This is a genomic window from Pandoraea oxalativorans, from assembly GCF_000972785.3.
GTDB lineage: Bacteria > Pseudomonadota > Gammaproteobacteria > Burkholderiales > Burkholderiaceae > Pandoraea > Pandoraea oxalativorans.
The window spans coordinates 2,020,484-2,046,448 of record NZ_CP011253.3; the positions used below are offsets into that span (position 1 = coordinate 2,020,484).

22 protein-coding genes are annotated in these 25,965 nt (G+C 64.7%); 18 read left to right on the forward strand and 4 right to left on the reverse strand.

Features of this window, described 5'->3' with window-relative positions; genetic code table 11:
* The first annotated feature begins 78 nt into the window (after positions 1 to 78).
* The 14 genes from MB84_RS09135 (at position 79) to MB84_RS09200 (ending at position 17,953) form a co-directional block, all read left to right on the forward strand.
* Entirely contained in the window at positions 79 to 3,138 is a 3,060-nt protein-coding gene (locus MB84_RS09135; RefSeq protein ID WP_046291557.1) for a FimV/HubP family polar landmark protein, read from the forward strand.
* Positions 3,139 to 3,257: 119 nt separating this feature from the next.
* Positions 3,258 to 4,058: a tRNA pseudouridine(38-40) synthase TruA gene (gene truA, locus MB84_RS09140; RefSeq protein ID WP_046291558.1), complete on the forward strand. Its 801-nt coding sequence runs from the start codon at positions 3,258 to 3,260 to the stop codon at positions 4,056 to 4,058.
* Positions 4,055 to 4,729, forward strand: a complete 675-nt coding sequence (locus MB84_RS09145) for a phosphoribosylanthranilate isomerase (RefSeq protein WP_046291559.1) — start codon at positions 4,055 to 4,057, stop codon at positions 4,727 to 4,729. The genes truA and MB84_RS09145 overlap by 4 nt, the downstream gene beginning before the upstream one ends.
* A 75-nt stretch (positions 4,730 to 4,804) precedes the next feature.
* Complete coding sequence (trpB, locus tag MB84_RS09150) at positions 4,805 to 6,007, forward strand: tryptophan synthase subunit beta (RefSeq protein ID WP_046291560.1); 1,203 nt, start codon at positions 4,805 to 4,807, stop codon at positions 6,005 to 6,007.
* Between the two features lie 108 nt (positions 6,008 to 6,115).
* The gene (locus MB84_RS09155; RefSeq protein WP_039403618.1) at positions 6,116 to 6,988 is read left to right on the forward strand and encodes a DNA-methyltransferase; all 873 of its coding nucleotides are present in this window, start codon (positions 6,116 to 6,118) and stop codon (positions 6,986 to 6,988) included.
* The gene (trpA, locus tag MB84_RS09160; protein WP_046291561.1) at positions 6,942 to 7,766 is read left to right on the forward strand and encodes a tryptophan synthase subunit alpha; all 825 of its coding nucleotides are present in this window, start codon (positions 6,942 to 6,944) and stop codon (positions 7,764 to 7,766) included. Before MB84_RS09155 ends, trpA begins: the two co-directional genes overlap by 47 nt.
* Before the next feature lie 151 nt (positions 7,767 to 7,917).
* Positions 7,918 to 8,793 carry an acetyl-CoA carboxylase, carboxyltransferase subunit beta gene (gene accD / locus MB84_RS09165; protein WP_046291562.1) on the forward strand — a complete coding sequence of 292 codons (876 nt, stop codon included), beginning with the start codon at positions 7,918 to 7,920 and terminating at the stop codon, positions 8,791 to 8,793.
* Positions 8,794 to 9,033: 240 nt separating this feature from the next.
* On the forward strand, positions 9,034 to 10,332 hold the full coding sequence (gene folC, locus MB84_RS09170) for a bifunctional tetrahydrofolate synthase/dihydrofolate synthase (RefSeq protein ID WP_046293593.1): 1,299 nt from the start codon (positions 9,034 to 9,036) through the stop codon (positions 10,330 to 10,332).
* A gap of 44 nt (positions 10,333 to 10,376) precedes the next feature.
* Positions 10,377 to 11,399 carry an SPOR domain-containing protein gene (locus tag MB84_RS09175; RefSeq protein ID WP_052653087.1) on the forward strand — a complete coding sequence of 341 codons (1,023 nt, stop codon included), beginning with the start codon at positions 10,377 to 10,379 and terminating at the stop codon, positions 11,397 to 11,399.
* 1 nt (position 11,400) lies between these two features.
* Positions 11,401 to 12,336 (forward strand): CvpA family protein, encoded by a 936-nt coding sequence (locus MB84_RS09180; protein WP_157122672.1) that lies wholly within the window; start codon positions 11,401 to 11,403, stop codon positions 12,334 to 12,336.
* 55 nt (positions 12,337 to 12,391) lie between these two features.
* Positions 12,392 to 13,912, forward strand: coding sequence for an amidophosphoribosyltransferase (gene purF, locus MB84_RS09185; RefSeq protein ID WP_046291563.1), 1,521 nt, complete (start codon positions 12,392 to 12,394; stop codon positions 13,910 to 13,912).
* Positions 13,913 to 14,188: 276 nt separating this feature from the next.
* Complete coding sequence (locus MB84_RS09190) at positions 14,189 to 15,376, forward strand: O-succinylhomoserine sulfhydrylase (RefSeq protein ID WP_046291564.1); 1,188 nt, start codon at positions 14,189 to 14,191, stop codon at positions 15,374 to 15,376.
* A 16-nt stretch (positions 15,377 to 15,392) separates the two neighbouring features.
* Positions 15,393 to 16,463: a histidinol-phosphate transaminase gene (gene hisC, locus MB84_RS09195; RefSeq protein ID WP_046291565.1), complete on the forward strand. Its 1,071-nt coding sequence runs from the start codon at positions 15,393 to 15,395 to the stop codon at positions 16,461 to 16,463.
* A gap of 269 nt (positions 16,464 to 16,732) precedes the next feature.
* Entirely contained in the window at positions 16,733 to 17,953 is a 1,221-nt protein-coding gene (locus MB84_RS09200; RefSeq protein ID WP_046291566.1) for a delta-60 repeat domain-containing protein, read from the forward strand.
* Between the two features lie 23 nt (positions 17,954 to 17,976).
* On the opposite strand, the gene MB84_RS09205 is transcribed toward MB84_RS09200, so the two are convergent.
* The 4 genes from MB84_RS09205 to MB84_RS09220 form a co-directional block, all read right to left on the reverse strand.
* Positions 17,977 to 18,699 carry an MFS transporter gene (locus MB84_RS09205; protein WP_052653093.1) on the reverse strand — a complete coding sequence of 241 codons (723 nt, stop codon included), beginning with the start codon at positions 18,697 to 18,699 and terminating at the stop codon, positions 17,977 to 17,979.
* Between the two features lie 72 nt (positions 18,700 to 18,771).
* Complete coding sequence (locus tag MB84_RS09210) at positions 18,772 to 20,454, reverse strand: phosphoethanolamine transferase (RefSeq protein WP_211279361.1); 1,683 nt, start codon at positions 20,452 to 20,454, stop codon at positions 18,772 to 18,774.
* Between the two features lie 205 nt (positions 20,455 to 20,659).
* On the reverse strand, positions 20,660 to 21,025 hold the full coding sequence (locus MB84_RS09215; protein WP_046291567.1) for a tRNA-binding protein: 366 nt from the start codon (positions 21,023 to 21,025) through the stop codon (positions 20,660 to 20,662).
* Between the two features lie 101 nt (positions 21,026 to 21,126).
* Positions 21,127 to 21,900: a helix-turn-helix transcriptional regulator gene (locus tag MB84_RS09220; protein WP_046291568.1), complete on the reverse strand. Its 774-nt coding sequence runs from the start codon at positions 21,898 to 21,900 to the stop codon at positions 21,127 to 21,129.
* A gap of 253 nt (positions 21,901 to 22,153) precedes the next feature.
* Here MB84_RS09220 and ssuE point away from each other — a divergent pair, with 253 nt between their 5' ends.
* The 4 genes from ssuE to MB84_RS09240 all read left to right on the forward strand — a co-directional run bounded on the left by ssuE (position 22,154) and on the right by MB84_RS09240 (position 25,949).
* Positions 22,154 to 22,768, forward strand: a complete 615-nt coding sequence (gene ssuE / locus MB84_RS09225) for an NADPH-dependent FMN reductase (protein ID WP_046291569.1) — start codon at positions 22,154 to 22,156, stop codon at positions 22,766 to 22,768.
* Between the two features lie 14 nt (positions 22,769 to 22,782).
* Complete coding sequence (gene ssuD / locus MB84_RS09230; protein ID WP_046291570.1) at positions 22,783 to 23,940, forward strand: FMNH2-dependent alkanesulfonate monooxygenase; 1,158 nt, start codon at positions 22,783 to 22,785, stop codon at positions 23,938 to 23,940.
* An 81-nt stretch (positions 23,941 to 24,021) separates the two neighbouring features.
* A complete protein-coding gene (ssuC, locus tag MB84_RS09235; RefSeq protein ID WP_157122673.1) occupies positions 24,022 to 24,933 on the forward strand; it encodes an aliphatic sulfonate ABC transporter permease SsuC in 912 nt (303 codons plus the stop codon).
* The gene (locus tag MB84_RS09240) at positions 24,930 to 25,949 is read left to right on the forward strand and encodes an ATP-binding cassette domain-containing protein (RefSeq protein ID WP_046291571.1); all 1,020 of its coding nucleotides are present in this window, start codon (positions 24,930 to 24,932) and stop codon (positions 25,947 to 25,949) included. Before ssuC ends, MB84_RS09240 begins: the two co-directional genes overlap by 4 nt.
* The last annotated feature ends 16 nt before the right edge of the window (positions 25,950 to 25,965 follow it).

Consider the following 25,965-nt stretch of genomic DNA (forward strand, 5'->3'; position numbering starts at 1 on the left):
ACAGTGCGGAAATACTCGACCGGCAAGCGCGCAAATTCGTCCCGCAATTCGTTTCGCTTGAGTGCGGCGGCAGCTGTCTTGTGGAGCCTCGGGCTCCTGAACGCCGGCGCGGCCGAGTTCGGTCCGCAACAGGTTCGCTCGGGTCCGGGCCAGCCGTTGCGCGCCGTGATCGTGCTGGGCAATGTCTCGCAGGCCGAGGCCGATGGCTTGTCGGTGAAGCTCGCGCCGCGCGATGCCTTCAGGCAGGCCGGGCTGCGCTACGACCCCACGCTCGACAAGCTGTCCGTGTCGGTGACGCCCACGGGCGGTCGCGACGCGGGGTACAGCGGCACGTACCTCGTGCACGTCGATTCGGCGGAGCCCGTCAGCACGTCGTTCCTCGATTTGTTGCTGGTGCTCGAATGGCGCACGGGGCGTCAGTCGAATGCCGTGACGCTGTCCGCCATTCCGGAAGCCAGCGCTGCACAGCCGCAGGCTGTCGTGCCTGCCGCTGCGGCCAATTCTGCCGCCGGTGCCGACGCATCGGCTTCCACGTCTCGCTCAGCGACCCCCGCTGCGACTGCCGCGCCAGCGCGCGCTGGTAATGGTGCTGAGAATAGCGTTGAGAATAGCGCTGAGAAGCGTGCTGCGGCCTCGGGCGAGAGCGCCCGCACGGTGACGCGCGGCGACTCGCTGTCGTCGATTGCCCGCGAGTACACGGGCGGGGAAGGCGGCACGACGCTGGCCCAGATGATGACCGCGCTGTTCGAATCGAATCGTTCGGCGTTCATTGGCAACGATCCCAACCGTTTGCGCCAGGGGGCGACGTTGAATCGTCCCGCCGATGCGCAAGTGCAGAGCATTCCGCCTGCGCAGGCACGCAAGTTCGTGTCTGCTGCGCGGGAACAGTTTGACGCGTATCGCGCGCGGCTGGCCGATTCCACGGCGCAGCAGGCAGCACCGGCCGGTGGCCGCAGTGCACAGGGCGCGATCGAGGCGGGCAAGGCACCGGAAGCTGCCGCCCCCGCCACACGCGATGAGTTGAAGTTGTCGCGACCCGGCAAGGGAGGCACGGCGGGCCGTGCCGGCGGCAACGAAGAAGAGCAAATCGCCCAGGGCAAGGCGCAGACCGAGGCTCAGGGCAGGGTGAATGAGTTGCAGAAGAACGTAGCAGATCTCCAGAAGCTGTTGGCGATGAAGAATCAGGCCGTCGCTAATCTGGAGCAGCAGGCCGCCACCGCTTCCGGGGCGTCTGCGCAAGAGAAGACGGCGAAATCCGCCGATGGCAAGACGACCGCGCCTGCGGTCGCAGGCACCCAACCGGCGACGAATGCGGCTGCGAACGCCGACGCCAAACCGACAGATGCCGCTGCGAGCAACGCGACGGCGGCGGCTGCGTCCGGCGCAGCCGCGAGCGATGCCGCCTCGGCCGCCTCGACCGCATCGGCCGACGCGAACGCCTCCGAAGCGACGGCGGTGGCTGCTCCGGCAAGCGATGCGGCCGCAGCGTCCGCGGCATCGGCCAGCGCACCGGCGGCCGAGTCGAAGCCGACGCCTAACGCCGCCATGAACTGGCGTGCAGTGACGCAGAATCCGTATGTGCTGCCGGGCGCTGGCGTGCTGGTGGTGTTGCTCGGCCTGTGGTGGCTCATGCGCCGTCGCCGCGCCGAGCCGCCGGTGGGCCAGCCGGGACCGTACGACGATGGTCGGGATGGTCAGGGGGGCAACGTCGAGCCCACGTCCTCGCAAGACAAGCCGCACGCCGTCGATGCTGTCAATGCCGCTGAGCCGACGTCGCACGGCGCTGCGACGGCTGCGGGCGTCGCCGCTGCGGGGGCCGCAGGGGCTGCCGCGCTGTACGCCGCGAATCAGGCCGAGGCCGACGAACATCTCCATCCGGAAGCCGACGCAGCGTGGTCGGCGCCGGAGACCGAAGCTGCCGCCCACGACGAAGTCGCTCTGGATGCCACCGCCGGTGCATCGAACGAGCCGGATGCGTGGGACGCCGAGCAGACCCCGGTGACCGACGAACTGGCTGAGACGGCGCATGCCGAAGGCCTTGCCGAATCGCAGGACGCAGGGCAAGCCGAGCAAGTCGCGTCTGAGGCCTTCGACGCGCCTGCAGAGCCTGTGGTGGATGAAGTGGCGGCCTACGAGCCGGAGTCGGTGGCAGAAGCCGCCAGCGAGCCGGAAATCGATTGGGATGCGGCATTTGCCGAAGAAGCGGGTCAGACGTCTGCCCCGCAGGCGTCCGCCGATGCGCACGCCGACGATGCGCTGACGTCGCTCGAAGCACTGGGCGCAACTGCCACAACCGACGGTGCTGCCGCCGGGACGCTCTCTCATATAGGGCATGCGGCGCAGGTGGGCGCGACTCCCGAAGGCGGTGTGGCGGGCATGCTCGGCGATCTCGATCTGGGCATTCCGGGCCAGCCGACGAATGTCGGCACGATTTCGAGCGACGCCTTGCCGTCGTTGAGCCGCGGTATCGGCTCGGTGCAGTTCACGATGGCGCCCCCGGGGGACCCGCGTCTGGAAGCCGCCCACACGGCGGATTCCGGCGATATGACGGATATGGCGGACCTCGACGATGAGCTGAGCGACGCAGACTTCGAGGCCGCGATGCAGCAGGCCGCCAGCGCCACGGAAGCACCACGCAGCTTCACCGATGCGGCGCACGAAGCCCCGTCGCTGCGTCCGATGTCGTTCGATTTGTCGGACTTCAGCCTCGATTTGAAGGGTGACGACGCACCGCCCGACGCGACCCCGGCATTCGTCAGCGCCCCGGCACTCTCGGACGTGACTGGCGAGGAAGCGCTGGTCGAACACGAGACGCTGGAGACATCAGCACCGCACACGCCTTACGCCGAAGTTCCCGCAGCGCCGCAGCATCAGGCGGCCGCCCCCGAAGCCGTGGCGCATGCGCCTGAGGCGATCGTCCCGCATCCGGTCGAGGCCGTGTCAGGCGCTGCTCCGGTGGCGCCGGCGGCCGAACCCGGCGTGCCGGACGAGTTCCACACGAAGCTCGAACTGGCAACCGCTTACCAGACGATTGGCGACGATGACGGCGCGCGCGAGTTGCTCGAAGAAGTGATTGCCGGTGGCGACGCCGCACAGCAATCCGTCGCGCGCTCGCGACTGGCGGAGCTGGGCAAGTAATCCCTGTTCATCACGTCTCGCAACGCGCCTGCGGGTGCGTCGCGAGGCCCGACCCGAACAAGACTGATTGACCGTAGTTTGGGGCGCTCGTGGGTTGAGCGCCCATTTTTCTTTTTCCTATGCGAATCGCACTCGGTATCCACTACGACGGCACGGCGTTTTCCGGCTGGCAATCGCAGCCGCACGGCAACACCGTGCAGCAGACGCTAGAAGCCGCGCTGCGCGAATTCGGCGGTGTGGCGCTGCCGACCACCGTCGCGGGCCGCACCGACACCGGCGTTCATGGCATCGGCCAGGTGGTGCATTTCGATACCGATCTGGACCGTGCGATGTTCTCGTGGGTGCGCGGTGTTAACGCTTTTCTGCCGAAGACCGTCGCCGTGCAGTGGGCGAAGGCGATGCCGGACGATTTTCACTCTCGTTTCGCCGCTTTCGAGCGCACGTACTTCTACGTCCTGTACGCGAATCCGGTGCGCTCGCCGTTGCTCGAAGGTCGTTGCGGCTGGCTGCATACGCCGCTCGATCTCGAGGCTATGCGTGAGGCGAGCCGGGCGCTCGTCGGCGAGCATGACTTCTCGGCGTTCCGTTCGTCCGAATGTCAGGCCAAGACGCCCGTGAAGCACCTATACGCCATCGATGTCGAGCAGCACGGCGACTTCTTCCTTTTCCGCTTTCGTGCGAGCGCCTTCCTGCATCACATGGTGCGCAACATCATGGGGTGTCTGGTCGCGGTCGGCCGTGGCCGGCAGCCGGCGAGTTGGATGACGCATGTGCTCGCGAGCGGCGACCGCCGTCAGGCCGCCCCGACCTTCATGCCCGACGGCCTGTATCTGGCGCGCGTCGGGTATCCTGAGCGATTCGACGTACCCGAGCCCAATTGGGCTGCGTGGCCGTTCCCGATGCCGTGGGCCAAGTCATGAAATCCCCGAATGCTGTGAAGTCTCGTACGCGTATCAAGATCTGCGGCCTGTCGCAGGCTGCCGACATCGACCACGCCGTCGCGCTGGGCGTCGATGCCATCGGCTTCGTCTTCTACCCGCCGAGCTCGCGTTACCTGGATCTCGCGCGTGCGGCCGAGCTGGCCCGCCGGGTGCCCGCATATGTGAGCCTCGTGGGACTGTTCGTCAACGCGAGTGCCGACGAGATCGCCCGCACTGTGGACGCCGTTGCGCTCACCGCACTGCAATTCCACGGCGACGAATCGCCCGAGCAATGCGCGGCGTTGGCGGCGGCGGCGGGCAACCGTCCGTACATGCGCGCTATGCGTATCGGCCCGGACACGAAAGACAGTGGCGATTTGCTACAATTCGCCAATACATACACCGCCGCGCAAGGCATCTTGCTCGATGCCCTGGTCGAGGGCTACGGCGGTGGAGGAAAGGTTTTCGATTGGTCACTTATTCCAAAAGACATCGCGCGTCGGGCCGTTTTGAGTGGTGGCTTGAACGCACACAACGTTGCTGAAGCCATCCGCCGGGTGGCGCCTTATGCCGTCGACGTGTCGAGCGGTGTGGAGGCGTCGCGGGGCGTGAAGGATCACGCCCGTATGACGGCGTTCGTGCAAGCGGTTCTCGCTGCCGACGCACAGTGAAGCAACCCGCCGGGGTGGACGCCAGGGCCTGTTTCCCCAGTTTCCCCGCCCTCCGGCAACCGATGAGTGACGACCATGTACGATTTACCTGACGCCAGCGGCCATTTCGGCCCGTACGGCGGTGTCTTTGTGGCCGAGACGCTGATCCACGCGCTCGACGAACTGAGTGCGGCCTATGCCAAGTATCAGCACGATCCGGCCTTCCTCGAAGAATTCCACTACGAACTGAAGCACTACGTCGGCCGTCCGTCGCCGATCTATCACGCCAAGCGCTGGAGCCAGGAATTGGGCGGCGCCCAGCTGTACCTCAAGCGCGAAGACCTGAACCACACGGGCGCGCACAAGGTGAACAACGTGATCGGGCAGGCGCTGCTCGCGCGTCGTATGGGCAAGCCCCGTGTGATCGCCGAGACCGGCGCAGGGCAGCACGGCGTGGCCACGGCGACCATCGCGGCGCGCTTCGGCATGGAGTGTGTGGTGTACATGGGCGCGGAAGACGTCAAGCGTCAGGCCGCCAACGTGTATCGCATGCAACTGCTCGGCGCGACCGTCGTGCCGGTGGAATCCGGCTCCAAGACGCTCAAGGACGCCCTGAACGAAGCCATGCGCGACTGGGTGACGAACGTCGAGAACACGTTCTACATCATCGGCACCGTGGCTGGCCCGCACCCGTACCCGATGCTCGTGCGCGACTTCCAGAGCGTGATCGGCGAAGAGTGCAAGGTGCAGATGCCCGAACTCGCGGGTCGCCAGCCGGACTACGTGCTGGCCTGCGTGGGCGGCGGTTCGAATGCGATGGGGATTTTTTACCCGTACATCGACGTGCCGGACGTGAAGCTCGTGGGCGTGGAAGCGGCCGGCGACGGCGTCGAGACCGGCCGTCATGCGGCGTCGATCATCGGCGGCACGCCCGGCGTGTTGCACGGCAACCGCACTTATCTGCTGCAGGACGCCAACGGTCAGATCACCGAGACGCATTCGATTTCGGCCGGTCTGGATTACCCCGGCGTCGGTCCCGAGCACGCCTGGTTGCACGACATCAAGCGCGCCGAGTACGTGGGCATTACCGACGACGAGGCGCTGCGGGCCTTCCACGATTGCTGCCGGATCGAGGGCATCATCCCCGCGCTGGAGTCGAGCCATGCGCTCGCTTACGCGTGCAAGCTTGCACCGACGCTGCCGAAGGATCAGATCGTTCTGGTCAATCTCTCGGGGCGTGGCGACAAGGACATGCACACGGTGATGGCGCTGGCCAGGCCAGAGCCCTCGGGCACCTGAGCGGCGCGGCGAGACTCCATCGATCCTAAGGTTAAGGACAACAGAACCAGCATGACCGATCTGACTGATCGCAAGGCACAGAATGACGTCCTCGGGACCGAGCGTCCCATGGACGCCACCGAAGCCGCCGCCGCACGTCTCGAGGCCATGGAAGCGGCCGGCGAGTTGCGCGCGCGTTGGGCGCCGGGCGACATCACGTTGCGTCATGCGGACTTTCTGCAACATCTGCACGAACTGGAAGACGGCAGCGTCGACCTGATCCTTGCCGACCCGCCTTACGGGCTCGGAAAGGACTACGGCAATGACTCCGACAAGCGCTCCGGCGAGGACTTCCTCGGCTGGACGTACGGTTGGCTCGAAGCGGCGATTCCGAAGCTCGCGCCGCGCGGCTCGCTCTACCTGTTCTGCACGTGGCAGTACGCCCCGGAACTGTTCGTCTTCCTCAAGCAGCGCATGCTGATGATCAACGAGATCATCTGGGATCGCCGCGTGCCCAGCATGGGCGGCAGTACGCGGCGGTTCTCGTCCGTGCACGACAACATCGGCTTTTTCGCGATCTCGAAGGACTATTACTTCGACCTCGACGCCGTGCGCGTGCCGTACGACGCCGCTACGAAGAAGGCGCGCTCGCGCCGCATCTTCGAAGGCAGCAAGTGGCTGGAGCTGGGCTATAACCCCAAGGATCTGTGGTCGATCTCGCGATTGCACCGGCAAGACCCCGAACGCGTCGATCATCCGACGCAGAAACCGCTGCATATCATCGAGCGCATGGTGCTGGCCAGTTGCCCGCCCGGCGGTCTCGTGCTCGACCCGTTCATGGGCAGCGGCACGACAGCCGTGGCCTGCGCGCTGCACGGCCGGCGTTTTGTCGGCTATGAGCTGAACGCGCACTACCACGCGCTCGCAAACCAACGACTTCAGAGACTTTCCGATCATGTCCCGCATTCAAGCGACGTTCCAAGCCTTGCAAGCGCAGGGTAAAAAGGGCCTTATTCCGTTCATTACCGCCGGTGACCCGGAGCCGGGGTGGACGGTCAAGCTGATGCATGCACTGGCCGACAACGGCGCCGACGTCATCGAACTCGGCGTGCCCTTCTCGGACCCGATGGCCGACGGTCCCGTCATTCAGCGCGCCTCCGAGCGCGCGCTTGCGCGTGGCGTGAGCCTGGCCGAAGTGCTGGGCTATGTCGCCGTCTTCCGTCAGACCAACGACCGCACGCCGATCGTGCTCATGGGCTACGCCAATCCGATCGAAGCGATGGGGCTCGACGCCTTTGCCGAACGTGCCGCCAAAGCGGGCGTGGACGGCGTGCTGGTCGTCGATTACCCGCCCGAGGAGGCCGAAGGCTTCGCCGGTGTCGTGCGCGCGCAGGGCATCGATCCGATCTTCCTGCTCGCGCCGACGTCGACCGATGCGCGTATTGCTGCGGTGGCGCGTCAGGCCAGCGGTTATCTGTATTACGTCTCGCTCAAGGGCGTGACGGGCGCGGCAAGTCTGGATCTGGACAGCGTGGCCTCGAAGATTCCCCAGATCAAGGCGGTCGCCGACCTGCCGGTGGGCGTGGGCTTCGGTATTCGCGACGCCGAAACGGCCCGCGCGGTGGCGAGCGTGGCCGACGCCGTCGTGATCGGCAGCGCCATCGTGCAGCGTCTGGAAAACACGCCGCGTGATCTGGAGGGGCAGAACGCGGTAAAATCGCTGGCTGAATTTATCGGCGGTATCCGTCAGGCGCTCGACTCGGGCGCCAAATCGGCGTAAATTCGCGGCAGAAATTTGCCCGAATGGCGCTGCACGACGCAGATCTGCTCGGTGAAACGCTGAATTGAAACGACCGTATTACACGGTCGCCTTGAAATGCCCCGGAAACGCCCGTCCCCTCTTGGGGGCGGGCGTTTGGCAAGGAGAAACTATGAGCTGGCTCGACAAGCTGCTGCCCCCGAAGATCAAGCAAACCGATCCGACGCAGCGCAACAAGAGCATCCCGGAAGGGCTGTGGATCAAGTGCCCGTCGTGCGAAGCCGTGCTGTATCGCGCCGACGTGGAAGCCAATCTGCATGTCTGCCCGAAGTGCGACCACCACATGCGCATCGGCGCGCGCGCGCGTCTGAATGCGCTGCTCGATCCGGAAGGCCGCTATGAGTTGGGCCAGGAAATCGTGCCGGTCGACGCACTGAAGTTCAAGGACAGCCGCAAGTATCCGGACCGCATCAAGGAAGCGATGGACGACACCGGCGAGACCGACGCGATGGTGGTGATGGGCGGCGCGATTCACACGCTGCCGGTCGTCGTCGCCTGCTTCGAGTTCTCGTTCATGGCCGGCTCGATGGGCTCCGTCGTTGGCGAGCGCTTTGTGCGCGGTGCGCAGAACGCACTGGAGCAGGGCGTGCCGTTCATCTGCGTGACCGCTTCGGGCGGTGCGCGTATGCAGGAAAGTCTGCTGTCGCTGATGCAGATGGCGAAGACCACGGCCATGCTGACCAAGCTGTCCGATGCCAAGCTGCCGTTCATCTCCGTGCTGACCGATCCGACGATGGGCGGGGTGTCGGCCAGCTTCGCCTTCCTGGGCGACGTGGTGATCGCAGAGCCGAAGGCGCTGATCGGCTTCGCCGGTCCGCGCGTGATCGAGCAGACCGTGCGCGAAAAGCTGCCGGAAGGCTTCCAGCGTTCGGAGTTCCTGTTGCAGAAGGGCGCGATCGACATGATCGTCAACCGTCGCGACATGCGTGACGAGATCGCTCGCCTGATCGCGCTGATGCTGCGTCAGCCGGCAGACGCCGTTGCCTGATACGCGATGGCCGGCGCGCGCAAGTCGCACATGACGCACATGACGCACATGACTTGCGCGTGCTCACGCTGGCGATGACGTTATGCGCGCGGTTGCGGCGCCCCCAAGGGCGGTGCAACGGCGTAGAATGGCGCAACGCCACGCAAGCGCTGCACCCGCGGCGCCTGAAAGCATCACTTAGCAGGATAGGAAGCGCGGACGTTCGTGACGTCCGCGTTTTTGTTTTTCTGCCCGCACATCATGCCGACATACTCCACTCTCGACGCCTGGCTCGCCCATCTTGAAACCGCTCATCCTGTGGGCATCGACATGGGTCTCACGCGCATTGGTCGCGTGAAAGACGCCCTCGGCCTGCAATTTCCGTGTCCCGTCTTCACGGTCGGCGGCACGAACGGCAAGGGCTCGACCTGCGCCATCATCGAAGCCATTCTGCTGTCGGCGGGTTACCGCGTCGGCTGCCATACGTCGCCGCATCTGATCTCGTTCAACGAGCGCGCGCGTCTGAACGGCGAGATCGTCGACGACGCCACGCTGCTGCCGCATTTCGAGGCGGTGGAGAAAGCCCGCACGAGTTTCGACGAACCGGTCTCGCTCACGTACTTCGAATTCACCACGCTCGCGATCATGCATATGTTCGCGACGGCCGGGCTCGATGCCGTCATTCTCGAAGTGGGCTTGGGCGGCCGACTGGACGCCGTGAACATCGTCGATGCGGATTGCGCCGTCATCACGAGCATCGACATCGACCACCAGCAATACCTCGGTAACACGCGCGAAGCCATCGCGACCGAGAAGGCGGGCATCTTCCGTGCAGGCAAACCGGCGGTTTGCGGCGACCCGATGCCGCCCAAGACCCTGCTTGACGAGGCCGAGCGCATCGGCGCCGATCTGTGGCTGTTCGGTCGCGACTTCAACTATCAGGGCGACAAGCAGCAGTGGAGCTATGGCGGACGTCAGATGCGTCGCCCGGCGCTTGCGTATCCGGCGCTTCGCGGCGCGAATCAGTTGCTCAATGCATCGGCGGCGCTCGCGGCGCTCGAATCGATGCGCGACATGTTGCCGGTCTCGGCGCAAGACATTCGACTCGGGCTCGCGTCGGTCGAGCTGCCGGGGCGTTTTCAGGTGCTGCCGGGGCGTCCGGCCGTGGTGCTCGATGTGGCGCACAACCCGCACGCCGCAGCAGCGCTGGGTCACAACCTCGACGGCATGGGCTTCTTTCCGTACACGTACGCCGTGTTCGGGGCGATGGCCGACAAGGATATCGAAGGCGTGCTGCGGCATCTGGTCGACAAGGTCGATCACTGGCGTTTGTGCGCGTTGCCGACGGAGCGCGCCGCGAGTCCGGCGCTGCTCGAAGAGAAGCTTCGCGCGGTCGGGTTTGTCGAAGATGCGGATCATTCGGTCGAAACCTTCGAATCCCCTGAGAAAGCCTATGCTGCCGCGCTCGAGCAGTGCGGCGAGAATGATAGAATTGTGGTTTTTGGATCGTTCTTTACGGTGGCGGGTGTGATGTCGCACCGCAAATTGCAACGCCATTGAGCGCGAAAGCGCGCATGCCGTGACTTTTGCTTACGAGAATTGTCATGCGCACGACGCACCGGATGCGCGATGATCAGTCCAACGACGCAAGTTTCGACCTGAGCCAAGGGCCTATGGGATTGTTTTCCTTCCGCAAGAAAGACGCCGAAGCCGTTCCCCCGAAGCGCGGTAGCCGCAGGAGCGGCCGCACCGGCACCCGTACGGCGGGAGGAGGGGGCGAGTACAGCGAGCACGAGCAACTCGACCCGTTGCTGCCCGAAAAGCAACGCGCGCGCCGCCGTCTGGTCGGGGCGTTGGCGCTGGTGCTCGCGGCCGTCATCATTTTGCCGATGGTGCTCGCGCCCGAGCCGAAGCCGACGGCCGACGATATCGCCATCCAGATTCCCGGCAAAGACGCCAACTCGCCGCCCGTGCGCGTGAAGCCGCAGGCGGCTGCCGTGCCGCCCTCCGATGCGTCGCTCGACAAGGGGGAGGAGGCGCTCGACAGCAGTTCGCTGGCGAACAACGCCAAGCCCGCACCGGCACCGTCCGCCGTGCCGCCGTCTGCCGCCGCACCGACACCGGCGCCGAGCGTGGTGCCCGAGCCGCAGGTGGCGCAGGCCAAGCCGGAGCCTAAGCCGGACGCCAAGCCCGATGTCAAGAAGCCGGAACAGCACGCCGACGTGAAGCCTGCGCCCAAGCCGGACTCGCATGACGCGGCCAAGGCGCAGACCAAGCCTGCGCAAGTCAACAACAACGTCGCCGACCCGATCGCGCAGTTCGCGCAGAACAACACGGCAGCCAAACCCGCCGCCAAGCAGGACAGTCACGACACCGCGCAGAAGACCGCCTCGAACGGCAAGTTCCTGGTGCGCATCGGCGCGTTCTCGACGCAGGACCGTGCGCAGGCGTGGCTCGTCAAACTCAAGCTGGTGAACGTGCCGAGCTACATGGTCAAGAGTTCGGTCGACGGCCGTGAACTGTATTTGCTGCGGGCAGGCCCGTTCCCGGATCGCACGTCGGCCGAAGCGGCCGGCAAGAAGATTCGCGACGCCGGTCTGACGGCGCAGGTCGCCGAGGCGGGCTGAGTTGGGCGATACGGTGCATAGCGGTCTGTTGACCGTGGTGGATTACGCGGCCATCGCTATTCTGGTCGGGTCGATGTTGCTCGGCATGTTGCGCGGTCTGGTGCGCGAGTTGTTCAACCTCGTGGGCTGGGTGGTCGCGTTCTTCGTCGCGCGCGCCTTCGGTCCGAGCGTCGCTCACTGGCTACCGGCCGATTTGCCGGGCGGCGAACTGACGCAAGGGGCGCTGGGTTTTCTGCTGGTGCTCGTGGCCGTGGTGTTCGGCGCCGGGATCGTCAGCGCGCTCGTGGGGCGCATGACCGACATGATCGGCCTGCGTCCGGCCGATCGCGGGTTGGGCATGCTTTTCGGCATTGTTCGCGGCATTTTGCTCTTGATGTTGTTGATGGTCGCCGCCAAGTTAACGACGTTGCCCCAACAACCGGTCTGGCAGCATTCGGTGACGCGTCCGTGGGTCGAGGCGGGGCTGGAGCGGCTGATGCCGTATCTGCCGGAGCCGGTGCAGTACTACCTGCGCAAGCCGGACGCCGCCGTGCCGAGCGTCAATCCATTGGGAATGACGGTTCCCTTGCCACAAATGGAGCCTTATCGTGGTGCGCCTGAGGCAAGCGGCCAGGGCGGCCAGGGTGGTCGGGGCTTGCAGCCCGGTGCGCCGGGCCAGCCGACGGGCGGACAGAACGGACAGAGCGGTGCGTCGAACGGCGTCGTCGATCAGGTGGCGCGCGGCGTGACGACCGAAGTGGTGAACGAAGTGAAGACAGGCGCTACGAAGGCCGTCTCGACCCGATTGTCGAACCTGATGGGCGGCGCGGGAACGGGATTGAGCGCGCAGGGCGCGGGCGACACGGCGAATGGCCAGCAGCAGGGGTGGGGAATGCGCAGTGGCGGATCCAACGGATCGTCCACGCCATCGACCGGCCTGCACAACGTTTCCGAATGACGGATAATACAGTTCGTTTGATGCAGATTTCGATGTTTTTTGAAGGATTCATGCCATGTGTGGCATCGTCGGTGTAGTCTCCAAATCCCCGGTCAACCAGTTCATCTACGATAGTCTGCTGCTGTTGCAGCACCGCGGCCAGGACGCCGCCGGTATCGCGACGACGGATGGCCAGTCCTTCTACATGCACAAGGGCAACGGCATGGTGCGCGACGTGTTCCGCACGCGTAACATGCGCGACTTGCCGGGCACGGTGGGCATCGGTCAGGTGCGCTATCCGACCGCAGGCTCGTCGAGTGCGGCACAGGCCCAGCCGTTCTACGTGAATGCCCCCTACGGCATCGTGCTCGCCCACAACGGCAACCTGACGAACTGGGAACAGCTCAAGGACGAGATGTTCCGTGTCGATCGTCGCCACATCAACACCACGTCCGACTCCGAAGTCCTGCTCAACGTGCTCGCGCACGAACTGCAGGAAAGCTCGCGCGACGGCCTGTCCGTCGACTCGCTGTTCCAGGCCGTGGGCAAGGTGCACAACCGTCTGCGCGGCTCGTACGCCATCGTCTCGATCATCTCCGGTTTCGGTCTGCTCGCCTTCCGCGATCCGCATGGCATTCGTCCGCTGTGTATCGGCCGCTTCGACGGCCCGAACGGTACGGAGTGGATGATTGCATCGGAGTCGGTGGCCCTCGAAGGCATGGGCTTCGCATTCGAGCGCGACGTCAAGCCGGGCGAGGCGATCTTCATCAGCAACGACGGCGAACTGACGTCGCAGCAATGCGCACCGGCATCGTCGATGCATCCGTGCATTTTCGAACTCGTGTATCTGGCCCGTCCGGATTCGGTGCTCGACGGCGTGCCCGTGTACGACGCTCGTCTGCGCATGGGCGACTACCTCGCCGAGAAGATTCGCCGCGAGATCGATTACAAGGACATCGACGTCGTCATGCCGATTCCGGATTCCAGCCGTCCCGCTGCGATGCAAGTCGCCAAGCGTCTGGGTCTGAACTATCGCGAAGGCTTCTTCAAGAACCGTTACGTCGGCCGTACCTTCATCATGCCGGGCCAGGCGATGCGCAAGAAGTCGGTGCGTCAGAAGCTCAACGCGATGCGCGTCGAGTTCAAGGACAAGAATGTGCTGATCGTCGACGACTCGATCGTGCGCGGCACGACCAGCCAGGAAATCGTGCAAATGGCGCGCGACGCGGGTGCCCGCAAGGTGATCTTCGCCTCGGCTGCGCCGCCCGTGAAGTTCCCTAACGTGTACGGTATCGACATGCCCACGCGTAGCGAACTCGTCGCCCATGATCGCAGCGACGAGGAAGTGGCTCGCATCATCGGTGCGGACGAACTGATCTATCAGGACGTCGAGGACATGAAGGCCGCGGTGCGCGACATCAACCCGGCGCTGTCGGACTTCGATGCCTCGTGCTTCGACGGCAACTACATCACCGGCGACGTCACGCCCGAGTACCTGAATCGCCTGGAGCAGCAACGCAAGGCACCGAAGGCGCCGGTCGTGGAAGCGAGCGAAGGCGATGACGGCGAGCCGCGCGGCGCGCAACTGGGCCTCTGAACCTTGCGCGGCCGGGCCTGACATGGCCGGAAGGCTTGTCGGGCCGGGGCTGCCGAGGCCACAGGAGCGGTCGGCGGAGGTTTTCCTTCTCCTGTTGCAACGTGCTACACTGCTTCTCACGTCGATTTGATTTCAGCTTGCGGACGTGGGGGAATATCCCCGAAACAGCTAAAGCGAGGCCTAGACAGATGGATTTCGAGCCCGTTTTGCTGACAAGCGAAACGGGCTTTTCTTTTTTTGGCTGGCGAGTGCGCCGACCCAATGACGAGACACACGATGGATTCCTTCGACTTCGATACCCTGGCGGTGCGCGCGGGCACGCAACGCTCCGAGTTTGGTGAACACTCCGAGGCGCTGTTCCTGACCTCGAGCTTCGTTTTTAAGAGCGCGGCCGAGGCCGCCGAGCGCTTCGCCCATTCGGAAGAAGGGTTCACATACTCGCGCTTCACCAACCCGACCGTATCGATGTTCCAGGACCGTCTGGCCGCACTCGAAGGCGGGGAGGCCTGCATGGCGACGGCGTCGGGCATGAGCGCCATCGTCTCGGTCGTGATGACGGCCCTGTCGGCTGGCGACCACCTCGTCAGTTCGCAGAGCATCTTCGGCTCGACGCTGAACGTGTTCTCGCAGATCTTCAGCCGCTTCGGCGTCGAGACGACCTTCGTCGACCCGACCGACCTCGACGCCTGGCGCGCCGCGATCCGTCCGAACACGAAGATGTTCTTCCTCGAGACGCTGTCCAACCCGCTCACCGACATCGCCGACATCGAAGCCATCGGCAAGATCGCGAAGGAAGCGGGCGCGCTGTTCGTCGTCGACAACTGTTTCTGCACGCCGGTGTTGCAGCGTCCGATCGAGTACGGTGCAGACGTCGTGGTGCACTCGGCGACGAAGTACCTCGATGGTCAGGGTCGCGTGCTGGGTGGCGCGATCGTTGGCAAGAAGGACTTCATCATGGGCAAGGTCTTCACGTTCGTGCGCAGCGCGGGCCCGACGCTCTCGGCGTTCAACGCATGGGTGTTGCTCAAGGGACTGGAAACGCTGTCGCTGCGTGTCGAGAAGCAATCGGCCAACGCACTGGAGCTCGCACAATGGCTGGAGCAGCAGCCGCAGATCGGTCGTGTGTACTATCCGGGCCTGCCGTCGCATCCGCAATACGAACTCGCGAAGCGTCAGCAGAAGGCGGGGGGCGCGATTGTCGCCTTCGAACTCAAGGGCGCGACGCCTGCCGAGCAGCGTGAGAACGCATGGCGTCTGATCGACAACACGCGGGTGTGTTCGATCACGGGCAACCTCGGCGACACGCGTACGACCATCACGCACCCGGCCAGCACGACGCACGGTCGCATCACGCCGGAAGCGCGTGCCGCAGCGGGCATCACCGAGGGGCTGATCCGTCTGGCCGTCGGTCTGGAGTCGCCGGCCGACATTCAGGCCGATCTGGCGCGCGGTTTCGTGAGCTGAGCGGATCGAACACGTCATGAGCAAATTCTGGAGTGCGGGCGTCGCCGAACTGACACCCTATGTCCCCGGCGAGCAGCCGCAGATGCAGCGGCTCATCAAACTCAATACCAACGAGAATCCGTACGGCCCGTCGCCGCGCGTGCTCGCCGCCATTCGCGACGCGCTCGGCGCGGATGCCGATGCCCTGAAGCTGTATCCGGACCCGGATGCACGCCGCTTCAAGCAGGCCATCGCGACGCGCTTCGGTCTGGAAGTGGCTAACGTGCACGTGGGCAACGGTTCGGACGAAGTGCTGGCCAACGTGTTTCAGGGCCTGCTCAGGCACGACAAGCCGATCTTGTATCCGGACATCACGTATAGCTTCTATCCCGTGTACTGCGGGCTGTACGGCGTGGCGTTCGAGAACGTGCCGCTGACCGACACGTTCGAGATCGACGTCGACGCTTACCTCAAGCCGAACGGCGGCATCATTTTCCCGAATCCGAACGCGCCGACCGGGCGCGCGCTGGCGTCGGGCGAGATCGAGCGTCTGCTGGCAGGCAACCCGGATTCGGTGGTAGTGATCGACGAGGCTTACGTCGATTTCGGTGGCGAGACGGCGGCGACGCTGATCGCGAAATATCCGAATCTGCTCGTCGTGCAAACGCTGTCGAAGTCGCGCTCACTGGCGGGGTTGCGTCTCGGTTTCGCCATCGGTAATCCGGATCTGATCGAAGCGCTGGAGCGCGTGAAGAACAGCTTCAACTCGTATCCGCTCGACCGCCTGGCGCAAGCGGCGGGGGTTGCGGCCATCGAAGACGAGGCGTATTTCAACGAGACGCGTCAAGCTGTGATCGCGAGTCGCGATGCGCTCACAGTGCGGCTGTCGGCACTCGGCTTCGACGTGTTGCCGTCGACGGCGAACTTCGTATTCGCGCGGCATCCGTCGCACGATGCGGCGCAACTGGCGGCGTCGTTGCGTGAGCGTTCGATCATCGTGCGTCACTTCAAACACGCACGCATCGCCCAGTTCCTGCGAATCACGGTTGGCAAAGAGAGTGAGTGCACGGCATTGACCGATGCGCTGCGTGGGGTGCTCGGGACATAACGCGTAGACGGCAGGCCGGTCGCGACTTGGAGGCGATGGGGGAGGGGCGCAACATTGAGCCCTTCCCCCATCGCGTTTTTGTTCGTATGTCAGCGGGGGACGCCTGCGCCCGAGTGCGGACCTGTCAACGTTGACAGTTGTTGCGCGTAAGGAGCCCGGATCAGTATGACGGCGAGACGTCCGCGTCTCCTGGGGTAGCCGTCTTCGTGCGGGAAATGGGTGGCACAGACGGACGGTGGCCTCTTCACTTACACAGCGTGGAGGGCATCATGAGTAAATCGTTGCGCAGTGGCGAGTTCGATCCGACATTCGGTCAGGGTGGGCACGTGGATATGTCGGTGCAGATGCCGGCTGCAATGTTGCTGCCAGATCAGAAGATTGTTCTCGCCGGTACGCTGCCGAGTGCTGTGGGTCTTATGGTGTACCGGTTGATGCCCAACGGCCGCCCGGACCCGTCGTTCGGCGAAACGGGCGTCGAGGTTCGTTTTCCCCATGACTTCTTTGGTAGTTTTAGGCCGTTCAAGCTGATGCGGCAGTCCAGTGGCAAATTCGTGGTCGCGGGCACGCTGGATATCACCGATACCGTCAGCCGTGGGCTCGTAGCGCGACTGCATCCCGACGGCCGCCTCGACGAGACTTTCGGCAATGGCGGCGTGACCCTCGTCGAGGTTCCGGAAGGTCCGGGCAACCGGATTCGGGGCGCAATGATGTTGCCCGACGACAAGATTGTGATGGTCGTTCATTGTGTCATGGGCCTGGACAACTTTATTGGAGTTTTCGTCCGTCTGGCGCCCGACGGCACGTTCGATTACACGTTTGGCGAGGGTGGCTTTGCCCGCACCATTGCCAGGGGGGTGAACGTTCTCCATGCGAGCTTGCTGCCTGACGGCAAGATACTACTTGCTGGAGGTGGGGCATCTCCCGCCCCGACCAAGATGTTGGTGGCGCGTTTCCTAAGCAATGGACAGGCCGACGTGTCGTTCGGTGCGGATGGTTATGCCTATCTCGAGTATTCGGAGACATTTCCGGACACCTCGGCCTGGCAGGTTCAGGGGGTTGTTCCGCAGGCCGATGGGAAGTCCATGCTGATGGGCAACTGTCGTGACCCGGGATTCAAAAGCTTGAGCTGGTACTCGCGACTGCTTCCCGACGGTTCGATCGACACGTCTTTCAACGGTGGTGAACTGCTTTTTTCCCAGGCGGGCGACGTTCAGTGGTCGGGACTCGCGTTGGCGGTCACGCCCGACGGCAAGGGCGTAGCCACCGGTGCGACCCTGGGTGTCTCGAAAGCCCTGTTCGAGCGCATCGGGCCGAATGGTGAGCCCGATCCGAGCTTTGGCGACGGGGGTATTGTGCTGGCCGAACTGCCCACTCCGAATGCACTATGGACGCCTTATCAATTGCTGGTCCAGTCAGACAGCGAACTGTTGATCGTTGCGTTTACGCTCCTCCATTCCTCGCCGACACGGTTGAGTCGAATGCTTCTCTGAGTGTGCAACTGCCAACGTTGGCATCAACTGACAACCGCGACAGATGCGCTCAGCGTTCTCAATCGCGCCGCAGGCGAGCGGAGGATGATCGTGAGTTGCAGCGCGAAGCCCAACACCATCGCGATCAGGCACGCCTTGATGCCGAGCGACGATGCGACCCACGCACTCAGAAAAGCGCCGAGCGGACGCGCACCGAAGGTCGCCGTCATCGTCGCGGCCGACACGCGCGCGTTCAGACCGCCCGGCGTGACCACCTGGCGCAGCGACGTCGTCGAGATCGTCCACACAATCGGGCCGAATCCGAACAGAAAGAACGCGATGAAGACGAGCGCGTGGGCCACACCGTGCTTATCGCCGACGCTCAGCACCGATGTCGACGCCAACGTTAGCGCCGCGACCGCCGCGCAAACCGGCCCCAAAAGGATTTGTCGTCCGAACGACAGCCGCTGCGCGATGCGTGCGTAACCCATCGCGCCGCACACCATCCCGAAGCCATATACGCTCAATGCCGCGCCGACGGTCTGTTCTGCGGACGCCCGCAATGCAATCACCGCCACAATCGGAATGACGGCCAACGTCATCTGTTCGCTGAACTGTGCGGCGAGATTCGCGCGCGACAGCGACGTGACGAGCGACACAACGTGCGTATCGGGCGACGCGGTGTCTTGTACGGTGGGCGCATCCGCCCCGGCTGTGGCGGTGGCTGCGCTCGGGCACGACGAGAGCGGCGGGCGCGCGTCTGACATGGGACTCTCTTCGAGATCGATATCACGAAGGGAGTCTAGGCAGATCCCGGTTTGCACACGCTCCGTTTCTCACTATTGAATTGACGTTTCCCGCTGTTGGCCCGCGTCGGCCGGTAGGGCTGCGTGCCCTGACGGCATATTCGGCACATACGTTCGTCCGTTGATGCGGCGGGGCATGGGCATGAATGCATCGCTAAGCACGTCGTGCGACGCGTTGTAGTACGGCGTGTCGATGTCGAGCAGGCCGAGCATCGTATGGTCCAGACGATCAGTCTGGTACGGGCGCTGCTCCAGCGCCGGGCGCGCTTTCGCATCGACGGCGTGGCGAGACCAGACCAGCATCGGGATCTCGTAACCGGACGCGTCGGCCACCGACTGGCCCGAGTGATTGCGCGTATGGCCGACCTCCTGCGCGTGGTCCGAGCTGAACAGCAGACTCGCGTCGGACGATCCGGTCGCTGCCATCGTCTTGCGAATCAGACTGGAGACGACGAAGTCGTTGTAGGCGATAGCGTTGTCGTAGTCGTTGCGCGCATGACGTACCCAGAGCGAGCGCCCCTGTGCTTCGAGCGTGGCCATCACGCTGTCGTCGGTATTGTCGAAACGTGCGAACTCGTCGGGGTAGCGCATATCGTAGGTCGGGTGCGCGCCCAGCAAGTGCACGACGATGAGCTTGCGCGGTGCGTCGCTCGCCAGCGCCGCTTCGAAGTCCGGCAGCAGATTGCCGTCGAAGTTGTTCTCGCCGCGTCCGGCGCCCTTGTTGATGAAGACACGCTCGTGTGCGCGGTTGGCGACCAACCCGAGCCAGCCGTCGTTGGGCATCTGATTCGAGATCCAGTACGTGCGGAATCCGGCCTCTTTGGCGAGCATCACGAGGTCGGGTTTGCTCATCCACGCGTCGGGGTCGTTCAGATGCGCGGGGGTGAGCATCTTCATGAGCGAGGCCATCGTCGCCGGTTCCGAGGACACGACGTCGCGGAACACGATGAGATCGTCGCGCATCGTGTCGAGCATCGGTGTGGTGTTGCGTGCGTAGCCGTAGAGCGACATGTTGTTGCGGTTCGAACTCTCGCCAATGACCCACACCACTGTCTTTTGCGCCGGTCCGCGATACTGCACTTGCCAGTCGGCACGCTGCGCCATGTTGCGATCGAGCTGACGCTGCAATTCGTCGGCGTGCGCCAACTGTCCCTTGTAGTCGAGGTAACGATGCGGCCAGTAGAGGACCGGATTTTCCTTGGCCATCGTCGGGTTCAGATGCAGCGCGACGAAGCCGGTGAAGAGCGTGGCCACGGCGAGCTTGCTGCGGCGTCGCAACGGGCGCAGTGGACGGTGAGCCTCCGCGCGCGACAGGCGGCGCTCCAGCACGGCGACTGCCGTCATCAGCATCGTGAAGACGGCACTGGCTTCGGCTACGTCGCGCCAGTTATGGCGAAAGAACTCGCCCGTCTCGGCCGGGTTGGTATTGAATACCGCCTGCAAGACCAGCAGGTGATTCGGACGCAGGCCGAAATAATCGCGCAGGAAGCCCTTGGTTGCGGCATCGAGAAAGAACAGGGCGATGACGCCCAGCGTGGTGGCGCTGAGCCATGCCGGTCTCGCGCGCAGCAGGAGGCACAGGCCGCCGAGCCCCGGCAAGGCCGTTGCCATGATCGCCGCGCTCTTGCCGAACTCGTTCGCGCTGAGCATGCCGAGCGCCCAGAACAGGGCGAGTCCGCCGAGGCCGAGCCCGAGGCGGCAAAACAGTGATTTCAAGATGGTCGTCCCCCAAAGCTGCCAACACGTCAGGGCGTGTCTTTCGATTGCTGCTGCGGGGGCCTGGGCGCCAGCAGCAGCAATCGGGTCGCAGCTTCGACCGCAGATCGCGTATTTGGTGTCGGGGGGACGCAATTTTTGGGACGAATGCCGTTCGGTATTCCGAAATGACTGAGGAACTTGTTGCGCCGAAGGTCGCTGAAGCTCAGTGCAAGCGCGCACCGTTAGGCACTTTGCGCTCCACACCGGCCAGGACGATGGCCCCGTCGGCGTCGGCAAAGCCCGTCACCAGCACCTCGGACACGACGCCCGCGATGCGCTTCGGCCCGAAGTTGCAAACGCACAGTACCTGTCGGCCGACGAGGGCCGGCGGTATGTAGTGCACCGTGATCTGTGCGCTCGACGTCTTCACGCCCAACTCGCCCAGATCGACTTCCAGCACGTAGGCGGGCTTCTTCGCTTTTTCATTGACGCGTGCCGACACGACCGTGCCCACGCGCAGCTCGATCTTCTCGAAGTCCTGCCATTCGATGGTGTTCGGGGTCTCGGTCTTGTGCTCGGAATCCGTCATTTGCTGCTCCGTTCGCGGTGCGATGGGGAAGGAACGGAAGAGCGTAACGCGTCGCGCGTGGAAGAGGCTTGTGAAATACGGCAGACGGACCGCCGCGTCTGTCAGTTGGCGCTCCGGGCGCTCCGGGCGCGTCGCCAGGCGGCGGGCGTCAGGCCGTAGTGCTGACGGAAGGCATGGGTCAGTGCGCTTTGGTCGTTGAAGCCGACGTCAAGTGCGATGTCCGCGAGCGGGGCATCCTCACCCAGCAGCAGCGAGGCAGCGCGGGCGAGCCGCAGGCGCATGAGATGCCGGTGAGGCGTCTCGCCGGTCATCGCGACGAAGCAGTCGTGAAAATGCCGCACGCTCATGCCCGCTTCCCGCGCGAGCGTGGCAGTGTCGAGCGGTGTGGCGAGGTCGGACTGCAAACGCGCATCGACTTGCGACACATCCAGCCGCACAGTGCGCGAGGCATGACGTGCCGGTGCCAACCGGGGGGCAAGCGCGGCGAGCCATTCCCGTACGACGGGGTCGTCGGCATCGAGCGGGCGTCCGCTATCCACGCTGGCGCTCACCCGATGGACCAGCGCCAGCAGTCCGGCGTCCAGCGCGAAGAATGCCTCCCGCGCGAAGGCGCGCGACGTGCCGGTGGCGTGCGCGATCGCGGCTGGGACATCCAGCACGATTTGCCGGTTCGGCCCGTCGCCCCGATAGCCATGCCGTACGCCCGCCGGAATGACCGCGCCGTTGCGCGCACCCACGCGTCCGTGCTGGGTGGCTTGACCGTCGAGCGAGAGCGACATGCGTCCGGACAGTCCGATCACGACCTGGTGGAAGTCGTGCGTGTCGGTGCTATCGGTGGGACGGTACTCGCGAAGTTCGAGGATCGGGGTGGACATGGCAATGAGGTGGTGCGGCAATCACCGCCGGAAGGAATAAGGCGGCAAAGGTGCATGACTTCAGGTTATGAGAAAACGCGCAAAGCTATCCCGGATTGATTGGTTCGGGCGCGCGGGACGCCTCGCTACACTGGTTCACCAGTGGCCGACGGCGCGTACTTATCGACGTCCCGGCCTGCATCGCGGGCACCGCTTACGTGCCCGTGGCGCGCTTCGATTCCACAGGGCAGTGGCCCGTCTTTGGCAGGGAAGTATGACATACGCCGTCACGATCTCGGGCAGCCCGTCGGCCGCCTCGCGCAGCGCCCGGTTGCTGCGTTTCGTCGAATCCGATCTGGCTTCGGCCGGTATCGAGGTGCGCCGCATCGATATCCGTGCGCTTTCGCCCGCTGCGCTGCTCGCCGCCGATACCTCACACGACGATCTGCGTCATGCGCTCGCCCAAGTGGCCGGTGCACAGGCGGTCGTCGTCGCAACCCCCGTCTACAAGGCGGCTTATAGCGGCTTGCTCAAAGCCTTCCTCGACGTGCTGCCGCAAGATGGTCTCGCGGACAAGCTCGTCGCCCCGTTCGCGACTGGCGGCAGCCCCGCGCATTTGCTTGCGCTCGACTATGCGCTCAAGCCCGTGCTGTCGGCGCTTGGTGCGCAGCACATTCTGCGCGGCGTGTTTGCCGTCGATCTGCAAGTACCGAAAGAAGAGGGCGCCACACTCGATGCGGGCATCGCCGAACGTCTGGGCGCGACCGTCGATCAGCTCTCGCAATGGCTGCATGAGCGCGAGGTGATCCGTCAGTGGCCCGGCAAGGTCGCCGAAAGCGTCCGGAATGCCCGCGGTGCGCGCGCCGCGGGCGCAACGCTCGCCGCCTGAGCGCCGGAGTCCGTATGCAAGTCTTCTGGTTTATTCCGACGCATGGCGATACCCGTTATCTCGGCACGTCCGACGGCGGGCGCGTGTTCGATTTCGACTACGCACGACAGATCGCGAGTGCAGTCGACACGCTCGGCTACGAAGGTGTTTTGCTGCCCACGGGGCGTTCCTGCGAAGACGCCTGGGTGACGGCGTCGAGCCTGATCGGCGCGACGCGTCATCTGAAGTTTCTCGTCGCGATTCGCCCTGGCATCGCATCGCCTGCGCTCACTGCGCGCATGGCGGCGACGTTCGATCGCCTGTCGGGGGGCAGGCTGCTGATCAACGTCGTCACGGGCGGCGACGCCGGTGAACTCGAAGGCGACGGCTTCTTTGCCGATCACGCCCAGCGCTACGAAGTGACGGACGAGTTCCTGCGCATCTGGCGTTCGATTCTGGAGAAATCGCATCGCGGCGAGAGCGTCGATTTCGACGGCGAACATCTGCGCGCGAAGGGCGCAAAGCTGCTGTATCCACCGGTGCAGACGCCGCATCCGCCGCTGTATTTCGGCGGGTCTTCGGAGGCAGCGCGTCAGATCGCGGCCGAGCAGCTCGACGTCTATCTGACGTGGGGCGAACCGCTGGCCGACGTTGCCGAGAAGATCGCGGACGTGCGTGCGCGCGCCGCCAAACTCGGGCGCACGTTGCGCTACGGTCTGCGCTTGCATGTGATCGTGCGCGAGACGGAAGACGAAGCATGGCGTGCCGCCGACTCGCTTATCAGCAAGCTCGACGACGAGACCATCGCGCGCGTGCAGACACAGTTCGCGAAGATGGATTCGGAAGGGCAGCGACGCATGGCCGCGTTGCATGGCGGACGCCGTGACAAGCTCGTGATCGCACCGAACCTGTGGGCCGGTGTGGGACTCGTGCGCGGCGGTGCGGGTACGGCGCTCGTGGGCGATGGCCCGACCGTGGCCCAGCGTCTGCGCGAATACGCGGATCTCGGCATCGACACGTTCATTCTGTCGGGCTATCCGCACCTTGAAGAAGCGTATCGCTTCGCCGAACTGGTGTTCCCGCATCTGCCGCGCGACGTGCGCGAGAAGCTAGGGAACGGTCACGGTCCGTTGGCCGGGCCGATTGGCGAAGTGATGGCCAACAACATCGTGCCGCAGGCGTCGCAAAGCTGATTCGCGAGCCTCGCCGCCGATACACATCGACTTCATTGGATTGAACGGAATCGGGGCCGCGATGCCCCGGGGGATATTCGCATGACCCAACCTACGCTGACGACTTCGCCCACCGACGTCACTAACGACGTCACCAGCGGCGTCACCCCCGACGCCACCACCGGCGGCGGCATCTCCGCTACCGGTGCGGCGGCGCCCGGCGTGTTGCAACGCTACGGACGTAGCGCCGCTCGCCGTCTCGCGCCGTGGGCCGTGCCTGTCGTTCTCGTCGCGCTCTGGCAACTCGCCGCAGAGCAGGGCTGGCTCTCGACACGGGTGCTGCCTGCACCGTCCGCCGTCGTGGAAGCCGCGTGGCAACTCGCGATCACGGGGCAGATCTGGCGCGATATCGGTGTATCGACCGGACGCGCTGTCATCGGCTTTGTCATCGGCGGCGGTCTCGGGCTGCTGCTGGGCATGCTGACAGGGCTGTCGCGCGTGGCGGAAACGGCGCTCGACTCGTCGTTCCAGATGCTGCGCAACATCCCGCACCTGGCGCTGATTCCGCTGGTGATTCTGTGGTTCGGCATCGACGAGAAAGCCAAGCTGTTCCTCGTCTCCATCGGTGTGTTCTTCCCGATGTATCTCAATACGTACGCGGGGATTCGTGCCGTCGATCCGGCGCTGGTCGAGATGGCGCGCAGCTACGGATTGCGCGGATGGGCGCTGTATCGCGACGTGATCCTGCCCGGGGCGTTGCCGTCGATTCTGGTGGGCGTACGCTTTTCGCTCGGCCTGATGTGGGTGACGCTGATCGTGGCGGAAACCATCTCGGCGCAATCGGGCATCGGCTATCTGACGATGAACGCTCGCGAGTTCCTGCAAACGGACATCGTGCTCGTGGGGATTCTGCTGTACGCGCTGTTGGGCAAGCTGGCCGATGTGCTGGCCAAGGAACTGGAATTTCGCTGGTTGCGCTGGCATCCGGCCTTTCAACGAGGAGCCGCCGCATGAGCGCACAACAACTGGCCCCGGTCGCGGGTGCAGACATCGAAGCCGAATGGACGGCCGAGCAGCGCGCCACCGGCCACGCCCACCGGCTGTCGCTCGATCCGCAGATCGACCCGTTCGGCACGCGGTTGCCGCTCGGGGCGAACGTGGCAGCACAACGTGGCGCGGTGGGGACGAATCTTAAAGTCGTGCATCCGACGGGTGACGCGCAAGCATCAGCGGACCCTGCTTCCGGCGGATTGCGTGTCGACGCCGTGGGCAAGCGCTACGGCGCACGTTCGGTACTGTCGGACTTCTCGCTGACGATTCCGCGCGGTGGATTCGCGGCCATCGTGGGACGTAGCGGTTGCGGCAAGTCCACGCTGCTGCGTCTGATCGCCGGGCTGGAGACGCCGGACGCGGGACGTATCACGCTCGACGGTCACGCGCTGGGCGACGCGTCCGGCAAGGTGGCCACGCGCATCATGTTCCAGGACGCGCGTCTGCTGCCGTGGCGCACCGTGCTGGAGAACGTCGCCATCGGTTTGCCGAAGTCTTCGCATGCGAAGGCGCTCGAGGTGCTGCGCGAAGTGGGGCTGGCCGAGCGCGCCGGCGACTGGCCGAGTCAGCTCTCGGGCGGTCAGCGTCAGCGCGTGGCGCTGGCGCGTGCGCTGGTGCACCAACCCGATCTGTTGCTGCTCGATGAGCCGCTCGGCGCGCTCGACGCGCTCACCCGCATCGAAATGCATGCGCTGATCGAGCGCCTGTGGCGCGCGCACGGTTTCACGGCGCTGCTCGTCACGCACGACGTGCAGGAGGCGGTAGCGCTGGCCGATCGTGTCGTACTCATCGAACAGGGGCAACTGGGGCTCGATCAGACGGTGTCGCTGGCACGTCCACGAGCCCGCGGAAGCGCCGAATTCGCGGGGCTCGAAGCACAGGTGCTGGCGCGCGTACTGCAAACCGAGGTCGCGCCGTCCTCGCATGCGCCGGTCCCCGAGCCGCTGTGGCCGGCGGCGACCGTGCGGTGGGCGATCTAACCGCATTTCTACCCGC